Below are 15,529 nucleotides of genomic sequence, written 5' to 3'. Positions count from 1 at the left end.
CCAAAAGCCTTGTATGCTTCAACCACGGGCAGACATTGATGGAAAAAATGAAAGAAGAATATGAATCAAAAAAACATTTTTGGGACAGTAAATGAGAATCCTCTCCATTTCAATGGGGAGGATTTTTCTCGTTCGCTTATCCTAAATGGTACGACACTGACGGGACTGACCAAAAGATTACTTAAAGTGACCTTTTGGGACAGCCCCTTGATGAAAAGTGAAATTCATAATAATCATCTTTGGCCAAAATTTGAAATCCGCACTTTTGATATAAACCAACAGCGGGGGCATTGTTTGTTTCCACTTCAAGTGTGAAGATCTCATATTGATCCTTTAATTGGGAAAGAATGTGTAAAACAAGTGCTTTTGCGATCCCTTTTCCTTGATGGTCAGGATCTACACACAGACCATAGATATGTGCGCTTTTCTCGTCAGTACCTACGCTCATTTTCCCAATCATCTTGCCATTTTGGACATACTTGAAGTGGAAGTGATCAGTCCGATTCCAAAACATTTGCATATGATAGCGGGACTCTTCTTCTGTCTCGTTAAAGCATTTTGATTCCAGGTGGATCCATTCGTCCAGATCAGATGGATGTGCCCTGGAGATGACAGTTGAATGAGATGATTGGAGAATTTGTGTTGAATCTAACTGCATGCGATACGTTGAATGACGATAAGTCGCACCCAATCGTTGCAATGTCTGCATGGCCGAAGTCGAGCGGGCATCTGCTATAAAAATGATTCGTTCTATTTTTCTTCGTTGCAATTCTTGTTTGACATGATAGAGCAAGTCTTTAAATATGCTTTTTCTGCGATAATGGGGATGCACCAGGGCACTGACTTCGGCTTCTTCTCCTGTATATACAAAAAGGCCAACATAACCTATTAATTTTCCATCTTCATAGTATAAAAAATCATTGATCTCGATGTCGGGACGATTTTTTAACATGTAATAATTAATAGCAATATTGATCTTCTCATAATCATTGCAAATTTTATGTAATTCTTGAATTTTTTGGAGTTTTTGTTCTGTTAACCTTTTTGATTTGGTAAGCTGTAACATCTTGAAAGGTCTCCTTTAAATAGTTCGTTTTAAAAATTATATATTCTTATATCATCATATCATTGATTGTCCGTTTCCATAAATATAAAAAAGCACTTTCCCAAAGGAAAGTGCTTATCTTTTTCGGTTTCAGGTTTACTTTACGTGGTTTAGACGAATAACATTAGCAGATTGCAGGCCACGCTCACCCTCAACGATGTCAAACTCTACAGGCTCACCTTCTTCAAGGGTTTTATAACCTTCAGATTGAATCGCTGTGTAGTGAACGAATACATCGCCACCATCTTCACGCTCGATAAATCCATAGCCTTTCTCGGCATTAAACCATTTTACTTTGCCTTTCATTTCTTGGGCCTCCTTTCGCCAATCAACCTTCCTCGATCAAGAGGAATGAAATACATTTTGCAAACATGATTGTTTGCATTAAAAGCCCATCAACAAACATTTACACAAAGGTAACTTTCGTTGGTGGATCATGATAAAAAGCGGGAAAAACTCAAGACATCTGAACCTTTCGTATTACTCGCTCTTTGCGTGGCAAAGAGTTCTTACTAGGGTAAAACACGAGGCCCAAGATGATACTTAGTCTTTCAAACCACTTTTTAATGCTATACAGAGCATAGCATATCATGTTTGACATTGCAAGCATAATGAAAAAAGAATGGTAATTTGTTATGAAATTCTCCATTTTTCTTCATGCTTAGGGAGATGATCCTGTCAGTGATTATGATAAGAGATGTTGATAAGGCGTTAAATCGATGTTTTTTTTCTTCAAGGTTTGTATCAACCATTTATGGTCCCGTTTTGGAGTTGCCAAAATATAGCCTTGAATAATATATTCCTGCTTCATTTCAGTAGCGTTGTTTTCCAAGGCGATTTCGCCAATTTTGGCGGCGATTTTTTGTTTAGCCACATCACGAAATAATTTGGGAACGGGTTCTACTAGCTCGTTTAGCAGCTTTTTGTCTTCCTCTTTCCATAGGTGCAATGTCTGTTTTATGTAATAATCTTGCCAATCCAAGATTGATTTCCCATCTGCCTTAGGTAGTGCTTTTAAAAATTTGCGGAACATAAAGTATCCGCCAATTGCCAAGAATACGACAAGAAAAACCCAGAAGAACTGAAAAAACAAACTAAGCCATATGGGCAAGTCCAATTTGAAAAAAGACAGGAAGTGCATAACTGTTACACCTCTTAGCTATGTGTAGATTTCAACATCTCATTATAGATGAGGGATTCCTCTGGGGCAAGCTACTCTTGAATGAGTGTGACAAATTTTTGAGCAAGTGGGGACAAAGAATCATCTTTTCTACGACATAAACAAACCGGTTGGGTTAGATGTACTTTTTGAACAAAAACTCTTGTTAATAATCCATTGGCAATCTCAGAGCGAACAGCCCGATCAGGAACAAAAAAGACACCATACCCTGCTTTCACTGCTTGAATACATTCAAACAGTCCATTTAATTCCAGGCCTATTGTCGGGAGAGAAACTTGATGATTATGGCAGATTTCGATCAGTTTTTCTCTGCTGGAGCTTCCTGTCTCTCGCCAGATAAATGGATATTGAACCAATTCTGCCAAATCGACTGTTCGATTGGCAAGAGGATGGGAAGGATGGACAACAAACCACCAATGATTGGTAAATAGGAGTTGCCGTTCAATTTGGTTGTGTTCCCAACTTCCGGCAATGATGGCCAGTTCTGCTTCATAACGCAATAATAGTTGGAGCGTTTGCTCTGTATTTCCTCTCTTTAGCTGTAGTGTCGCTTGAGGATGGTTTTGTTTAAAACGGGCCATCCATTGAGGTAACCAAATGGCGGAAGGCAAGTGTGTAGCAGCAAGGCGCAATATACCGCTTTCCCCTTGTAGAATTTGCCTTAGTTCAGATTCAATCTGTTTTTCAAGCGAAAAAAGTTGGATCGATTTTTCGAGTAAAAATTGTCCATGATCCGTTAAGCGAATTCCTCGCCCATGCGGATGAAATAGACGAATGCCCAATTCTCTTTCCAGTTTACGTATTTGTGCGGTCACAGCTGGTTGACTGATAGAAAGAAGTGATGCCGCTTTTGATACACTTTGTTGCTTGGCCACTTCGACAAACAATCGTAACGCATATAAATTCATCTTTGCTAACTCCTTCATCATGTGAAACCAAGATAATGTACCAGGTTTGGCAACAGAACCTTATGTTGCCGAGCCACACCATCAGTGTATTTTTTATAAAGCGAAAAGGGTAGGTTCCTTACAGAGTGACTGTGATGCTACAGAAGTTGTCACGGAGGAACGAATCCCTCCCGAAGCGTGGGAGGACGTTTAAAACAGGATCTAATATCTGAATAAACAATAAATTATGATAATAATTGCATTATAGATTATTATCTTATTCGTAAATGTAAATAAATAGAAAAATACATGAATTAGATGCGATGAAAGGTAAATGATTCAATCTATAAATATCACATTTATAAGAAAAAGTTATAGGTTAATAAGAAATATATATTTTTATTATATATTTTTTTGTACTATCTTGGAAAGAAAAGGAGGGAGTGTGGAGCATGTGAAAGCAAAAGTTGAAAATGGCCAAATCATCGCGGTTTCTTTATTGACTGCGATTTGTTTATTGGGTGACTCTATGCTATATCTCATTTTACCGATTTATTATAAAGAATTGGGTTTTACTCTTTTTGAGGTTGGATTGTTATTGTCAATCAATCGATTGGTACGTATTCCATTGGGACTGTTTGTTGGCGGGATTTACCGGAAAATCAAAATTAAAACAGGGCTATGGATCGCCTTGTTTTTGGGAGGGTTTACGACCATCGGATATGGGTGGGCGGAAGGTTTAATCCCATGGTTGACTTTGCGGGTTCTATGGGGTTGTAGCTGGACTTTGCTACGAATAGGTGGATTAATCATTGTAACCTGTGATTCAGCCGAAGAGAAGCACGGTGAAGGAATGGGATTATATAATGGTCTTTATCGATTGGGGAGTTTAGTAGGCATTTTGGCTGGTGCTGTTTTAGTTGTGTCGATTGGCTTTCAGTATACATGCTATTTGTTGGGAGGACTTGTCTTCTTTTTCATTCCTTGGATGAAATGGATCCATTCACCTCAAGTAGATGAAGAAGGCGGTAACAATGAAGAAAAATTTCTAGAAAATATTCGGGGGGAGTGGTTACTTCTCCTTACGGGTTTTATTATTTCATTTCATATTCAAGGTGTGCTTAATTGGACCATTGGATATTTATTGACACACAAGTATACAGATATTGGTATGGTTTCATTTGGGGGTTTCTTTCTTCATTCTACGATTTTGGCAGGAGTTTTATCAGGGGTTCGGTGGATGTGGGAACCTTTTTTGGCCTTATATGTGGGTCGGTTTTCAGATCACCGGGGCAGAAAACCATTTCTTCTTTGGGGAATTTCTTTATTTGCAGTTGCTTTCGCACTATTTTCCATGACATTTTCTTTTATTATATGGCTCATGCTTTGTTTATTTTTGCTTATACTCGCTACTGTATTAACTACCATTTCAGATTCGATGATGGCCGATCGAGCCAAACGAACTTCAGTGAATCGTCTGAGTACTCTGTATACATCAGTGGTAGATATCGGGGCAGCATTTGGACCGTTATGGGCGTCTTATGTATTGGGGCAATTTAAATGGGGAGAATGGATTTTATTTGATGGAGGAGCGGTTATTCTTTTATTGTTGGCTTGCATGTGGAAGACAAGGGGTTGAACTTTGTCAACATCATGGTTTTGAAATAAAAAAGCGCTTTCACTCTTGGTCCGATGAGTGAAAAGCGCTTTTTTAAGGAAAGCCTTTTATCGTTTGATCATTCACTTTCATTTTCCCTCCACTTTTTTAACTGAAGAGGAACCGGCATACGAAGAAGATCAGAGCCCAGATCGGAAGACTGAGTAAAGTTCCGTTAACTAATCCAATCGCTGCATTGTTCATATTTATTACCTCCAAGCCATTGATTTATCTTTATTATAAAAAAGGGGATCCGTGTTTGTCTCTCGTTTTGGCGAAATGTAAAGGAGATGTAATGTTGGGGTTACTTAATAGAAAAAAAACAACAAAAAAATGACAGAGATTAAAATGGAAAAGGGAAAGGAAGCTTTGAAAAACAAGAGATTGAAACGAAATAGGATGATGACAAGATTGTTACAGTCGTAACAATTTTGTTTGTTATTATGACAAATTTCCCAGGAAATTCGTTTTCTGTCTGATTTTTGCTGATATAGTCGTAGAGAATGCTCAAAAAGCTTTACAACAAGTATGAGGAAATGATCTTCAGGAATAAGCGGTGCTCATCCTACTGGTAGTGGGTCGAATGTTCCTGTGGACGTCATGGTATGAGGTTCTGGTAGCGAAAAGTCTCCTACCGGGTAAAACCATGAGAGTGAATGAAAGGAACTAGCATACTGGTAACAGGTATGCCGCCCATGTGGGTACATGCGGCTTGGTGCCGTAGAACTGCATGGGACGGGGTGATGACACACCCCTAAACTTGGGCGCCCACCAAAACGGAAACGGACTGCGGACGCTAACGACCCAAGAATCCACGGCTTCAGCCGTGTGGAGTGTCAACGGTGATGTAGTTGTAACCGATTTTGGAGACATTCCTCCTTTAGGAAATATAAAAGAAGATTCACTAACAGATGTTTTTCAGCGCTGGTTAGATCATCCTGTGGCCAAACAGTATCATTGTTACTGCGAATCTGCTCATTGTACGGGTCCAAATATCCTGGTGACATATACCTATTATCCATTGGCATTTTCAGGATCGTAATGCAAAAATAAGGGTATAGTCACGAAAAAACGGTTCGGTTTCGTATGCAGGAACCAATTTTTTTCATTTAAGTTTGGCGACTTTTTTACCCAGCTTGATGGAACGGGAGAAATGGAAAAGGAACGGTACCATTTTGGTAACCATTTCAGCGAGATGGTTCATCCTCTCGCTGTTTTTATTTTCCATGACAATTCCCTAACTTTGGTTAGTGTGGAGAGAAAAAGGGGAAAAGAGGGGTATAAGTGGATTGCTACTGGTTATAGTGAGAAAGGATTATGAAGAATGATTGTTCGCCCGAAAGATGACCACTTTGTTTTAATTAAACAACATGATCACGCTTTGGTATCTGGCAAGTTTGCCGTGTATTGGCGTGAAGCGATTACACCATTGGCTGCAACGGTATTTGCCATTTCGTACCATGATGTTGGATGGATGAAACTGGATGAAACGTTCTTATGGGATGAGAAAACGGATCAACCGACTGACTTTTTGCATTATCCCTTGAAAGAAAAAATTGAAGCATATAAAGAAGGAATATCCAAAGTGGGGGCAAAAGAGCCTTATGCCGGATATCTATGTAGCAAGCATTATGCTTCTTTTTTTCAACGGGATTTGACCGACTTGGGAAAGAAATTTTATGAAGAGGAACAGGAAAGACAGTGTTTATTCAAGCAACGTCTCACTCGGGCAGAAATGCAGCATGTGGAACAGAACTTTGCTTTATTACAGTTTTGTGATGACCTTTCTTTGGCATTATGTTTAAATGAACCGCAAGCCAATACACATCCCTGGTATCGAGATGGAATTTGGTATCAAGGTGAGAAATATCAGTGGATCTGGGAAAGTGATACCCATTTGCGTCTGGAACCCAATTGTTTTAGCCGTTCCTTTACGATTCGTATTCCGTATCAGGTAGTGAGCAAAAACCGGGAAGTCATTGATGAACAAGTATATGTTTATCAGATATTGGTCTAAAATCGACACCTTTACAACTATCTGATTTTGATTCGCGTTTGAGTTGTGGAAGAACAGGATGAAAGAAGCGTGCCATCCACAATATATAGAATATATTTTAGTCAAATACTCCAGATATCATTTTAACTGAATGAAAAATGGGCTGACTCAAAAGGTTAAGAGTCAACCCATTTTTCTATAGCTTTGATGGCTGAAGCCATAGTATTCAGGGGGCGTTAGCGTCCGCTGATCACTGCATGCTTGCTTCAGAGGGCTTTGAGTGCATCCTGTATAGCTTGATTGCCGCTGAGGAGCTCGAAAGTTTTGTTTTTGGCATTTTCGATATCAAGGCAAGATACGATTACTTGTGCCACATCTGCACGTGGAATGCCTCTTCCTTCAATGCTTACAAAATGCTTGGCAATTTCGACTTTACCCGTAGGCGGTTCAAAGCTTAGATAACCCGGACGAATAATGGTATAGGTTAGTCCACTGGCTATTAAATATTGATCAGCTTCTCCTTTTGCTTTAAGATAATGTGCCAAATTTGGTAAAGCATACGGATCACCAGATCCATATGAACTTAGCATGACGAAATGAGCGATACCTTCTTTCTTGGCTACATCAATCAGGCGTTTGGCTCCTTCCTGGTCTACAGTAATGGTTTTATCCGGACCTGTTTTTGAGCCGGAACCTGCAGCGAAAATAACAGCATCCATACCTTTGACGGCATGGGAAACATCTTTTTCAAGATCGGCCAATACCGTTTCTTTGGCACCCAGCTGTTTCAATTTTTCTGCTTGGGCTCTATCCCTGATCATTGCATAAGCTTCATGGTGATGACTTTTCCCCAGCAGCTCCACTATCAATCGACCAGTGTGCCCGTTTGCGCCTGCTACAAGTACTTTCATAATTTCCCTCCTTTATGATCGAACAGTAGATAATCGGGTGACATACCCAGCGAGGAATCAATCTATTTTCAAAACCGTAATTATTCGTCAACGGTTAATGGAGGAAAAAGCGGCAGAACCTCTTCACCTAATTCCTCAATCACTTCGGATGCGGGTCGTTGTCCGTATTTTAGATTGAGCATCACATGGTTTACACCGATTTCTTTCAAGCTTTCAAGGAAGCGGATGAGAAACTTTCTTCCTGTCCGGAATCCCAAATGGATGGGGGTAGGATCTACGTCCGGATCCTCGGTTAAATCAACATAAAGGGACTGGCTAAACGGTTTGAATCCATTGATAAGCGAACGCCAATTTCGGATCAGCTCTGATTGGAAAGTCAAGTTGCGGGGGTAGTACATCCAGCCATCAGCGTTTTTTGCGATCCACTCGACCGACTGCCCGCTGTGACCGGTCACCAACACCGGAATATCATGCAAATCCGGTTTCGGGATAAGATCCCCATTGGACATATTCACCCTCGCTGTGTTGATTGCAGGAAATTCGGTTTTCCAAACCTGTTTGATGACTGACATCGCTTCCCGGAACAATTCCGCTCTTTGTTCAAAATCAACGGAAAAACTCGGGAATTCAATAGGTCGATCCCCCGTTGCTACACCAAGAAGCAACCGGCCTCCAGAAATTTTGTCGACGGAAGCAGCAGCTTTTGCTACATGCAAAGGATGACGCAAGGTTAAAATAATGCTTCCGGTTAAAAGAGCAATCTTTTCCGTATTTGCTGCAAGATATCCGAGAAAAACCCATGGGTCATAGATTTGGCCCACATCTCCAAAGTAGGGATCATGGAGCGGTACGTCTCGGACAACCAACGAAGTGAAATTCAATTCTTCTGCTCTCTGTGCAAGTTTTATCTGTTCTTCAAGATCCATTCTAGGAATACTTCCCGTATAGGATTCGATCGGGAAAAACAATCCCAGTGTCATATGATTTTCTTTAAACATGCGTCTATAACCCGGGTGCTGACGAAATTGATCCATTTTCTCATTCCTCTTTTCTACGTGCTAGCGAGTTTTATTATGATGACAGTGTCCATCCTGTCTTCAGTCTTTACCATAACTTTCAGATCATAAGCCATATAGTGAGTTTCTCTATTCGAAGATTTTCTTTTTGATAAAAGCTTGTGCTCATGGTTGGGTTACCCATCAATTAAAAGTTAATTGTAACTAATTTAATTACAATTTACCCAAAAAAAGAAATGAAAATCCTTTTAGACTTGTTTTTTATCTGCTGTAAGTTTGTCAAGGATATCCTGGATGGTAAATTGACTCAAATAGTTCACATAACTGATTTCGGCACCTTCATAGATTTGACTCATTACGTCACCGATTTGAGATGCAATCCTACACTCCATGTTTGGATCACCGGATCGCCAGTCAGAAACCAATGATCCTGATGACGTAATCCTGTATATTTGCCCCAATGTAACTTCTTTCGGATCACAATTCAATATATAACCGCCACCCGTTCCTTTTTGAACCTGAATCAATCCGTTCTTTTTCAATAAGTTCATGACTCTTCGTATACGAACGGGATTCGTGCAGACATTTGATGCAAGAAGATCACTCGATGCCATATGGGTAGGTAAATAGGCTAAAAAAACCAGACTGTGAACGGCTATATTAAATTCACTGTTCAATCAATCACCCCTCGTCTAAATGTAATCATAAATATTACATTTAGGTTTGTCAACCCTCCCGCAAATTATGCCCTTTTGGGAGGGGGTCAAAGAAGGGGATGGTCTGGATTAAACATGGCTAAGTGCCATATGAAGTTTCGGAATATCTTTGATCAGAATTGATAAATAACCGAATGATTGCATAAACATGCAATCAGGAACAGCTGATTCTACCAAGTATTTGCTTGAATCTGCCAAAAATTTATAGAAAGTGTTGAAAAGTTGAAGTTAGGTGTAATAATATAAGGACAAAGAGTGAACTTTTTGGACAAAAAAGAACAAATTATTGTCGAAAATATGAAACTGGTACAAATGTTGATATGCATCGAAGAATGAAGAGGAGGCTTTGGTCAGGGTATGTACCAAATCTCCTTTTCTTCTTGTAAAAAAATTGATTAAAAAGATGGAGTTCGGGTAAAAAACACCATATGAATACAAAGAAATTGGCAAAAGGAGGCGAAAGATGTTGAACCAGTCGAAACGAATAGTCGAATCTCTGCAAAATAGCAGAAGTCATGTTAGTGAATGGAATCTTCCTGTTCAAAATGATATGGGAAAGCGGATGCGCCGAAAAGTGAAAAGGAGAAGAAAAAGTACCCCTTTTCGATTATCTCGGACAACTGTCCTGACTTTATGTATGGTTTCAGGCTTGACCATTGGAGTAAGCACAGCTTTTGCGAGTGATTTGGATCCGCCAGATCGTTTTCCAGACACGAAACCGGCAGCTAATATTCAGGATGAAGAATTAAACCTTCCACCCAAAGACCCCGACGTTGATTCTACCACGCAGTCATCTGACAAGAAAACGGATTCAACAAGGAAAAGCAGTGCCAGTACATATACAACTGATAAAAATAAAGAAGATTATGATAAAAAAACAGAAAAGCCTAAAAGTCCGTCCAATGGGGTAAATAATAGTTCGAAAAAGGAGAATTCATCCAAAAAGACACCACCGATTGCCGCAGATCCTCAGAAAAAGTCACAAACCAGTGAGTCACGCTCTTCGGCCAGACAAGCTGATGCAAAAGATACATCAACGAAAGCATTGGGTGAAAGTGGAACGCAACAAGGAACCAAAAAGGGATTAATCACGACTCCACCAGCCAAACCTGGGTCTTCAGATCAATCATCCTTGGTGAAAAAAGAAACCAAACCTTCAGATAAACCCGAGATCCCTCCAAACAAACCCACAACCGAGAAGGGTGGAAAACTGCCAGATACTGCGGGGCGAGATTTGGAAAAAGTCATCTTCGGAAGTTTTGCCGCTCTTTTAGGAGCATTGTATATCTTATTCAAGGATAGGAAGGTCAAAAAACGGTGAAATGGGATCGCTTACTGGCATATGGGCTTGTTGTATGTGGGGTGGCTTATGCGAGTTATTCAGCGATCAGCTATTATCAAAAGCTGGATGTAGTAAAAGAGATCGACCCAACTCCCAAAGCTTCAGCTCATGCATCTGCTCAAGCAAAGGAGAAAACAAATCAAAATTCCTGGGTGATCTATTCCGCAAAAGAAAGGCCGATCAAAGGCGAGCATTTTGCTGATTTGGTGATCCCGCGTTTAAAAGCTCAAATGCCAGTGATTGAAGGAACGGACGAAGATGAACTCGCCCAAGGTGTTGGTCATTACGCTGGCAGTGTTTTGCCTGGAGAACCGGATAATGCGGTATTGTCAGGGCATCGTGATACGATTTTTCGCAAAATTGGACAGCTGAAGCCAGGAGATGAGTTACATGTTAAAACAAGCCGAGGCACTTTTGTCTACGTGATTGATAAAACATGGATTACTCATGCAGATGATCGCACTGTGATTGTTCCACATGACCAACCAACTCTCACACTCACAACTTGCTATCCGTTTTACTATATAGGTCCAGCACCAAAGCGATATATTATCCAGTCCACTCTCAAAGAAAGAATTCATTAACTTACCAAGAGTCAGAGCAAAGGAGGGATAGGGCATTGACTACATCAGTTGGCCAAAAGGTTATAAGGGTTCTGTTTTGGATGTTAATGGTTTATATTGCGATCAGTACTTCATTGGTTTGGGCTATACAGTTAGGACTCATACCCCGGCATATTCGTACAGTCGAAGGGACCCCTAAAACCGATCAATCTGTAACATCTGTCACTCATTTGGGGGAAGCGTCATTTGCTGAACAGTTTGCACGTGAATATTTTGTTTGGAAAAAAAACAGGGAGGAAGAGCGTGACAAACGTTTAGCTGAGTTTTTGCCGCAAAATATGATTGATCGTGTAAAAATGGATGTAAAAGATGCGACGTTTGAAAAAGCGGAAGTTTTTATGACAAGTGTTTGGAATGTCAAGACACGTACAGATGGCAGTGACATTAAAGATGTGACGGTATTTGTTGAGCAATGGCTATATAGTGAGAGTGGCAAAGACGACAAACGGGTACTTCGCTATTTGGTAGTTCCCGTGAAAAAAGCGGGAGAGTCTTATTTGGTTGCTGATCAACCCTATGAAATTCCTCGACCACAAGCTGCTCAATTAACCGAAAAAAAGAAAGACGAGAAGTCAGAGGGGCAGCTGGTCGATGAGGCGACAAGCAAAAAAGTGGAAACGTTTTTGAATGATTTCTGGAAGTCATATACCCAGGATCGGAAAGAACAGATCGCTTATATGATGAAGGATCAAAAGCCGGTTCAAGGTTATAAAGGGATATTTAAATTTGTTCAATTATCTAACCTGAAGATTTACAAAGAACAAGGAATTGAATACAAAGCGGATTGTGATGTATTGCTTGAAGATGTACAATCAGCCATTAAAGTGACTTATCATTACCAATTTACCCTTATTCAGGAAAAAGACCGATTCTATGTATCAAAAATGAAACAAGGAGAGAAGTGATCATGTATAGTGCTTTGCTCATATGGCTTGCCGGACCAGGGCAAAAGCTGCAAGAAGCAGCGAGCAAAGAAGTGGGTTCCTTGTTTTTTCTCGTTGTCATTATTATTAGTTTAACCCTGTTTTGGAAACGGGCTTTTACAGCCTTTCTCGGCTTTGTTTTATTTGCCATGGTTGTGAGTGTGTTTGTATTCCAGCCGGAGTTGATCAAGGCCTTGGGGACAGACGGTTTCAAGTGGCTATTTGAGGATTATCTGAAATGAGGCAGATTCGTGTATATAATCAGGTATTTCGGATAGAAAAAACCGTCTATTCAATCCAAGGCATTCACTTACCACAACCCGTTTCATATCGGCAGTTAGGGTTTTTTGTAGGAACCCTTTTAATCATGATTGTTCTGAATGCTTTTCCGCCTGTAAATATGATTGATTACTTTCTCGTAAAGTTTATTGGCATTCCCATCCTGGTTGCATGGTTTTTTACCAGCAAAACCTTGGATGGAAAAGCGCCACATCGATTTATTTTTCGTTATTTAGAGCATAGCTTTAAAAAACATCATTTTGCAAGATATAAAAATCTGGAAAAACAAGGAACCAAATACCAGTACGATGGAGTTATTGCATATCGTATCCATTCTGGAGGTGATCCGGATTGAGCCGTATTGCATTTCCTGTAAAATACTTTGAAAACAATTTGGTATTTAGTGCAGATGGCTCCGTATCTGCATATTATGAGATTTATCCTTTTCATTATGACTATCGCTCGATGGATGATCAATTAAGCCTCCATGGAAATTTGGAGGCTTTTTATTGGAATATTAACCTCGACACACATGCCTTGGTTGTTCCTGAGTATCAAAATCTGGATGAGATCGAGGAGTCACTGAAAGAACAGCTGGTTGAACCCCTCGTTGAAGTGGGACAACAGCATATTCGTGCAAGTATGGATCACCTGTCAGGAAAAAATCTGATCCGCTATCGATTTTTTATCGGTGTAAAGTTAAAAGATACACAGGTCAAAGGATTGCCGATTCTAAAGGAGTTTCTCTATCTCTTGAAAGATTTTAAACGGTATTTACTGGATCGATCGGGTACGGATGCACCAGAGATATTTGTTGAAGAAATTCAGGCGGCCATGTCCAAGGAAGAATTTGTTTATACACGTTTAAATGGGTTTCTCAATGTACGGCGTGTTAGTTCAGCTGATCTGGAGTGGTTGATCCGTCGTGGATTTTACCGTGGCATCAAAGAAGTGCCGCGGCGACATCATTGGAAGCCGCAAGCGATTCCAGTCAACCAGGATAAACATGGGAAAAAAACTGTCCGTCCTGGACGAGATATATTAACGTTAACCGAAGGAAAATTTGATGACTCACATGGAAGGCAGCTCGTGGTTGAACAGCATGTGGATGGAAAGTGGAAGAAGGGTTATATGGCCTTTCTGACAATCTCCCATATTCCAGATAAAGCAAATTTTCCTGGTATTGAATGGCTTTATTGCTTGCAAAAACTTTCTTTTCCTGTTGAAGCATCGGTGCGAACAGAGTCGATAGAGTATAACAAAGCACTTGCACAGGTAGTCAACAAGAAAAAAGAGTTAAAGGCAGAAGATGAACATGCGATCGAAAGCGGTGAAGACACCTCCTATCATATCGTAAACAGTCGTCAGGAAGCCTTGGAATTGGAAAATAACCTGCGTACCGACAAGTTTCCCTTACTTACAACCTCTGCGGTTTTATGTGTATATGCAGACAGTGAACAGGAGCTGAACTTACGCATTCAACTGGTTAAAGATTTATACAGTGACATGATGATTCAGATTGAGGTGCCATATGGAGATCAATGGCGCGGATTTAATGAGTTCATTCCAGGAGCTAAAAGATACATTACAGATTATATTCATTACATGGAACCAGCTGCAGTAGCTGCCAGCATGATTGGGGCAACGAGACAATTGGGAGATGGAAAAGGATATTTAATTGGTATGTCACATAATATCCCTGTCTTTTTCCAACATGATCGTGGCCCAAAGGATAAACGCCTGTCGACTACTGCTTCTGCCGCTTTTATTGGGTCACTGGGTGCAGGTAAATCTTTGGGAGCGAATCTCCTGGCATACCAAGCCTTGTTAAGCGGTTCAAAGGTATTGATCTTTGACCCAAAAGATGAGCGTGGACATTGGCCGGAGTATTTGCCAGAGTTGCGAGATATTACCCGGATCGTTACCTTGCGTGCGAGCATGGAAGATCGTGGGAAGCTGGATCCATTGATGGGAGCAAAGACACCATCAGAAAGAGCGGCATCAGCCGAAACAGCCAAGCGGATTTTACAATTTCTTGCCCGGGCATCGGATGGGACTTATGAAGCGATTGTGATCGGAAAAGCCGTCGACTATGCATTGGAGACCGCTTCACCTTCGATGATGCAAGTATTGCAGATTTTACGTGACGGACTGGATACCGTCCCGGAAAAAAAGCGGGATAGTATTGAAGAAATGATTGATGTTTTGAGTTATTTGGCTCATTCAGGACAAGGCCAATTACTTTTCGGAGATGGAACCCAAGAAGCGATTGATTTGTCTCAGCCTTTGACCATTTTGCAAATTGAAGACTTGCAGTTGCCAGAAGAAAGTCAGACAGACTTTGGTCGAATGGGGATCGCCCTGCTCATGGCCATTTCGGATTTTTCGCGCCGTTTCTCTAACCAATCTTCGGATCATTTCAAGATGGTTGTGTTTGATGAATCATGGAGATTGGCCAAGGTACGGGAAGGACGAGCGATTTTGGAAGAGTTGGTACGGACAGGTCGCAGCAAAAATGCAGCCATTTATCTAATCAGTCAGAATGCCAAAGATCTATTGGGAGAAGAAATTCGATCCAATCTGGGGTGTCGATTTGTATTTCGCTGTCGGGATCAACAGGAAGCAGAGGCAGCTTGTCGCATTCTGGGCATTGAAGTCAATGAGGAAAATATCGACAAAATCCGCAATTTGCCGACTGGAACCTGTTTGATGTCCGATTTGGAAAAAAGAGTCAATGAAGTTGAGATTCGTGTGTTGGAGGAAAGGTTGTTCCGTGCTTTTGATACACGTCCGGGTGCAAAAATCAAGGAACGGGAAGAGTCTGAAGAGGAAAGAGAATTTGTCATTCATCGAACAACGAGAAAGGCGATTGTACCATGAGCGAATTAGTGATG

Annotated in this window: 16 protein-coding genes; 9 read left to right on the top strand and 7 right to left on the bottom strand. The window is 40.6% G+C overall.

Annotated elements, in window-relative coordinates; translation table 11 throughout:
* Positions 1 to 181: 181 nt before the first annotated feature.
* The 4 genes from BMZ78_RS04150 to BMZ78_RS04135 all read right to left on the bottom strand — a co-directional run bounded on the left by BMZ78_RS04150 (position 182) and on the right by BMZ78_RS04135 (position 3,193).
* A complete protein-coding gene (locus BMZ78_RS04150; protein ID WP_093228209.1) occupies positions 182 to 1,066 on the bottom strand; it encodes a GNAT family N-acetyltransferase in 885 nt (294 codons plus the stop codon).
* A gap of 135 nt (positions 1,067 to 1,201) precedes the next feature.
* Positions 1,202 to 1,411, bottom strand: a complete 210-nt coding sequence (locus tag BMZ78_RS04145; RefSeq protein WP_093228207.1) for a cold shock domain-containing protein — start codon at positions 1,409 to 1,411, stop codon at positions 1,202 to 1,204.
* Between the two features lie 379 nt (positions 1,412 to 1,790).
* A complete protein-coding gene (locus BMZ78_RS04140; RefSeq protein WP_093228205.1) occupies positions 1,791 to 2,246 on the bottom strand; it encodes a DUF2621 family protein in 456 nt (151 codons plus the stop codon).
* 71 nt (positions 2,247 to 2,317) lie between these two features.
* Positions 2,318 to 3,193 (bottom strand): LysR family transcriptional regulator, encoded by an 876-nt coding sequence (locus BMZ78_RS04135; RefSeq protein ID WP_175482282.1) that lies wholly within the window; start codon positions 3,191 to 3,193, stop codon positions 2,318 to 2,320.
* Between the two features lie 433 nt (positions 3,194 to 3,626).
* Here BMZ78_RS04135 and BMZ78_RS04130 point away from each other — a divergent pair, with 433 nt between their 5' ends.
* From BMZ78_RS04130 to BMZ78_RS04120, 3 genes are all read left to right on the top strand, one after another.
* The gene (locus BMZ78_RS04130) at positions 3,627 to 4,811 is read left to right on the top strand and encodes an MFS transporter (protein WP_175482281.1); all 1,185 of its coding nucleotides are present in this window, start codon (positions 3,627 to 3,629) and stop codon (positions 4,809 to 4,811) included.
* Positions 4,812 to 5,559: 748 nt separating this feature from the next.
* Positions 5,560 to 5,871: a hypothetical protein gene (locus BMZ78_RS04125; protein WP_093228201.1), complete on the top strand. Its 312-nt coding sequence runs from the start codon at positions 5,560 to 5,562 to the stop codon at positions 5,869 to 5,871.
* Positions 5,872 to 6,153: 282 nt separating this feature from the next.
* The gene (locus tag BMZ78_RS04120; RefSeq protein WP_093228199.1) at positions 6,154 to 6,846 is read left to right on the top strand and encodes a DUF3891 family protein; all 693 of its coding nucleotides are present in this window, start codon (positions 6,154 to 6,156) and stop codon (positions 6,844 to 6,846) included.
* Positions 6,847 to 7,091: 245 nt separating this feature from the next.
* On the opposite strand, the gene BMZ78_RS04115 is transcribed toward BMZ78_RS04120, so the two are convergent.
* The 3 genes from BMZ78_RS04115 to BMZ78_RS04105 form a co-directional block, all read right to left on the bottom strand.
* Entirely contained in the window at positions 7,092 to 7,736 is a 645-nt protein-coding gene (locus BMZ78_RS04115; protein WP_093228198.1) for an SDR family oxidoreductase, read from the bottom strand.
* 80 nt (positions 7,737 to 7,816) lie between these two features.
* Positions 7,817 to 8,770, bottom strand: coding sequence for an LLM class oxidoreductase (locus BMZ78_RS04110; protein ID WP_093228197.1), 954 nt, complete (start codon positions 8,768 to 8,770; stop codon positions 7,817 to 7,819).
* 230 nt (positions 8,771 to 9,000) lie between these two features.
* Positions 9,001 to 9,429, bottom strand: a complete 429-nt coding sequence (locus BMZ78_RS04105; protein WP_093228195.1) for an RrF2 family transcriptional regulator — start codon at positions 9,427 to 9,429, stop codon at positions 9,001 to 9,003.
* 502 nt (positions 9,430 to 9,931) lie between these two features.
* On the opposite strand from BMZ78_RS04105, the gene BMZ78_RS04100 reads away from it, so the two are divergent.
* Genes BMZ78_RS04100 through BMZ78_RS04075 form a run of 6 tightly spaced genes read left to right on the top strand, consistent with a single transcriptional unit; the run spans position 9,932 to position 15,515 of the window.
* Positions 9,932 to 10,789 (top strand): hypothetical protein, encoded by an 858-nt coding sequence (locus BMZ78_RS04100; protein WP_093228193.1) that lies wholly within the window; start codon positions 9,932 to 9,934, stop codon positions 10,787 to 10,789.
* Positions 10,786 to 11,394: a class D sortase gene (locus tag BMZ78_RS18485; protein WP_245739726.1), complete on the top strand. Its 609-nt coding sequence runs from the start codon at positions 10,786 to 10,788 to the stop codon at positions 11,392 to 11,394. The genes BMZ78_RS04100 and BMZ78_RS18485 overlap by 4 nt, the downstream gene beginning before the upstream one ends.
* 35 nt (positions 11,395 to 11,429) lie before the next feature.
* A complete protein-coding gene (locus BMZ78_RS04090; protein ID WP_093228192.1) occupies positions 11,430 to 12,338 on the top strand; it encodes a conjugal transfer protein in 909 nt (302 codons plus the stop codon).
* A gap of 2 nt (positions 12,339 to 12,340) precedes the next feature.
* A complete protein-coding gene (locus BMZ78_RS04085) occupies positions 12,341 to 12,598 on the top strand; it encodes a hypothetical protein (RefSeq protein WP_093228190.1) in 258 nt (85 codons plus the stop codon).
* Entirely contained in the window at positions 12,595 to 12,990 is a 396-nt protein-coding gene (locus tag BMZ78_RS04080) for a TcpE family conjugal transfer membrane protein (protein ID WP_093228189.1), read from the top strand. The genes BMZ78_RS04085 and BMZ78_RS04080 overlap by 4 nt, the downstream gene beginning before the upstream one ends.
* A complete protein-coding gene (locus BMZ78_RS04075) occupies positions 12,987 to 15,515 on the top strand; it encodes an ATP-binding protein (protein ID WP_093228187.1) in 2,529 nt (842 codons plus the stop codon). The genes BMZ78_RS04080 and BMZ78_RS04075 overlap by 4 nt, the downstream gene beginning before the upstream one ends.
* The last annotated feature ends 14 nt before the right edge of the window (positions 15,516 to 15,529 follow it).

Origin of the sequence: Thermoflavimicrobium dichotomicum (genome assembly GCF_900114055.1) — a bacterium.
Lineage (GTDB): Bacteria > Bacillota > Bacilli > Thermoactinomycetales > Thermoactinomycetaceae > Thermoflavimicrobium > Thermoflavimicrobium dichotomicum.
This window is presented reverse-complemented; position numbering and strand designations above follow the sequence as displayed.

Bases quoted from the DNA above. Each gene is read 5' to 3' on its own strand.
- BMZ78_RS04080 (WP_093228189.1), top strand. From the start codon at position 12,595: ATGAGGCAGATTCGTGTATATAATCAGGTATTTCGGATAGAAAAAACC.
- BMZ78_RS04135 (WP_175482282.1), bottom strand. From the start codon at position 3,193: ATGAATTTATATGCGTTACGATTGTTTGTCGAAGTGGCCAAGCAACAA.
- BMZ78_RS04085 (WP_093228190.1), top strand. From the start codon at position 12,341: ATGTATAGTGCTTTGCTCATATGGCTTGCCGGACCAGGGCAAAAGCTG.
- BMZ78_RS04115 (WP_093228198.1), bottom strand. From the start codon at position 7,736: ATGAAAGTACTTGTAGCAGGCGCAAACGGGCACACTGGTCGATTGATA.
- BMZ78_RS04125 (WP_093228201.1), top strand. From the start codon at position 5,560: ATGGGACGGGGTGATGACACACCCCTAAACTTGGGCGCCCACCAAAAC.
- BMZ78_RS04150 (WP_093228209.1), bottom strand. From the start codon at position 1,066: ATGTTACAGCTTACCAAATCAAAAAGGTTAACAGAACAAAAACTCCAA.
- BMZ78_RS04120 (WP_093228199.1), top strand. From the start codon at position 6,154: ATGATTGTTCGCCCGAAAGATGACCACTTTGTTTTAATTAAACAACAT.
- BMZ78_RS04140 (WP_093228205.1), bottom strand. From the start codon at position 2,246: ATGCACTTCCTGTCTTTTTTCAAATTGGACTTGCCCATATGGCTTAGT.
- BMZ78_RS04100 (WP_093228193.1), top strand. From the start codon at position 9,932: ATGTTGAACCAGTCGAAACGAATAGTCGAATCTCTGCAAAATAGCAGA.
- BMZ78_RS04145 (WP_093228207.1), bottom strand. From the start codon at position 1,411: ATGAAAGGCAAAGTAAAATGGTTTAATGCCGAGAAAGGCTATGGATTT.
- BMZ78_RS04110 (WP_093228197.1), bottom strand. From the start codon at position 8,770: ATGGATCAATTTCGTCAGCACCCGGGTTATAGACGCATGTTTAAAGAA.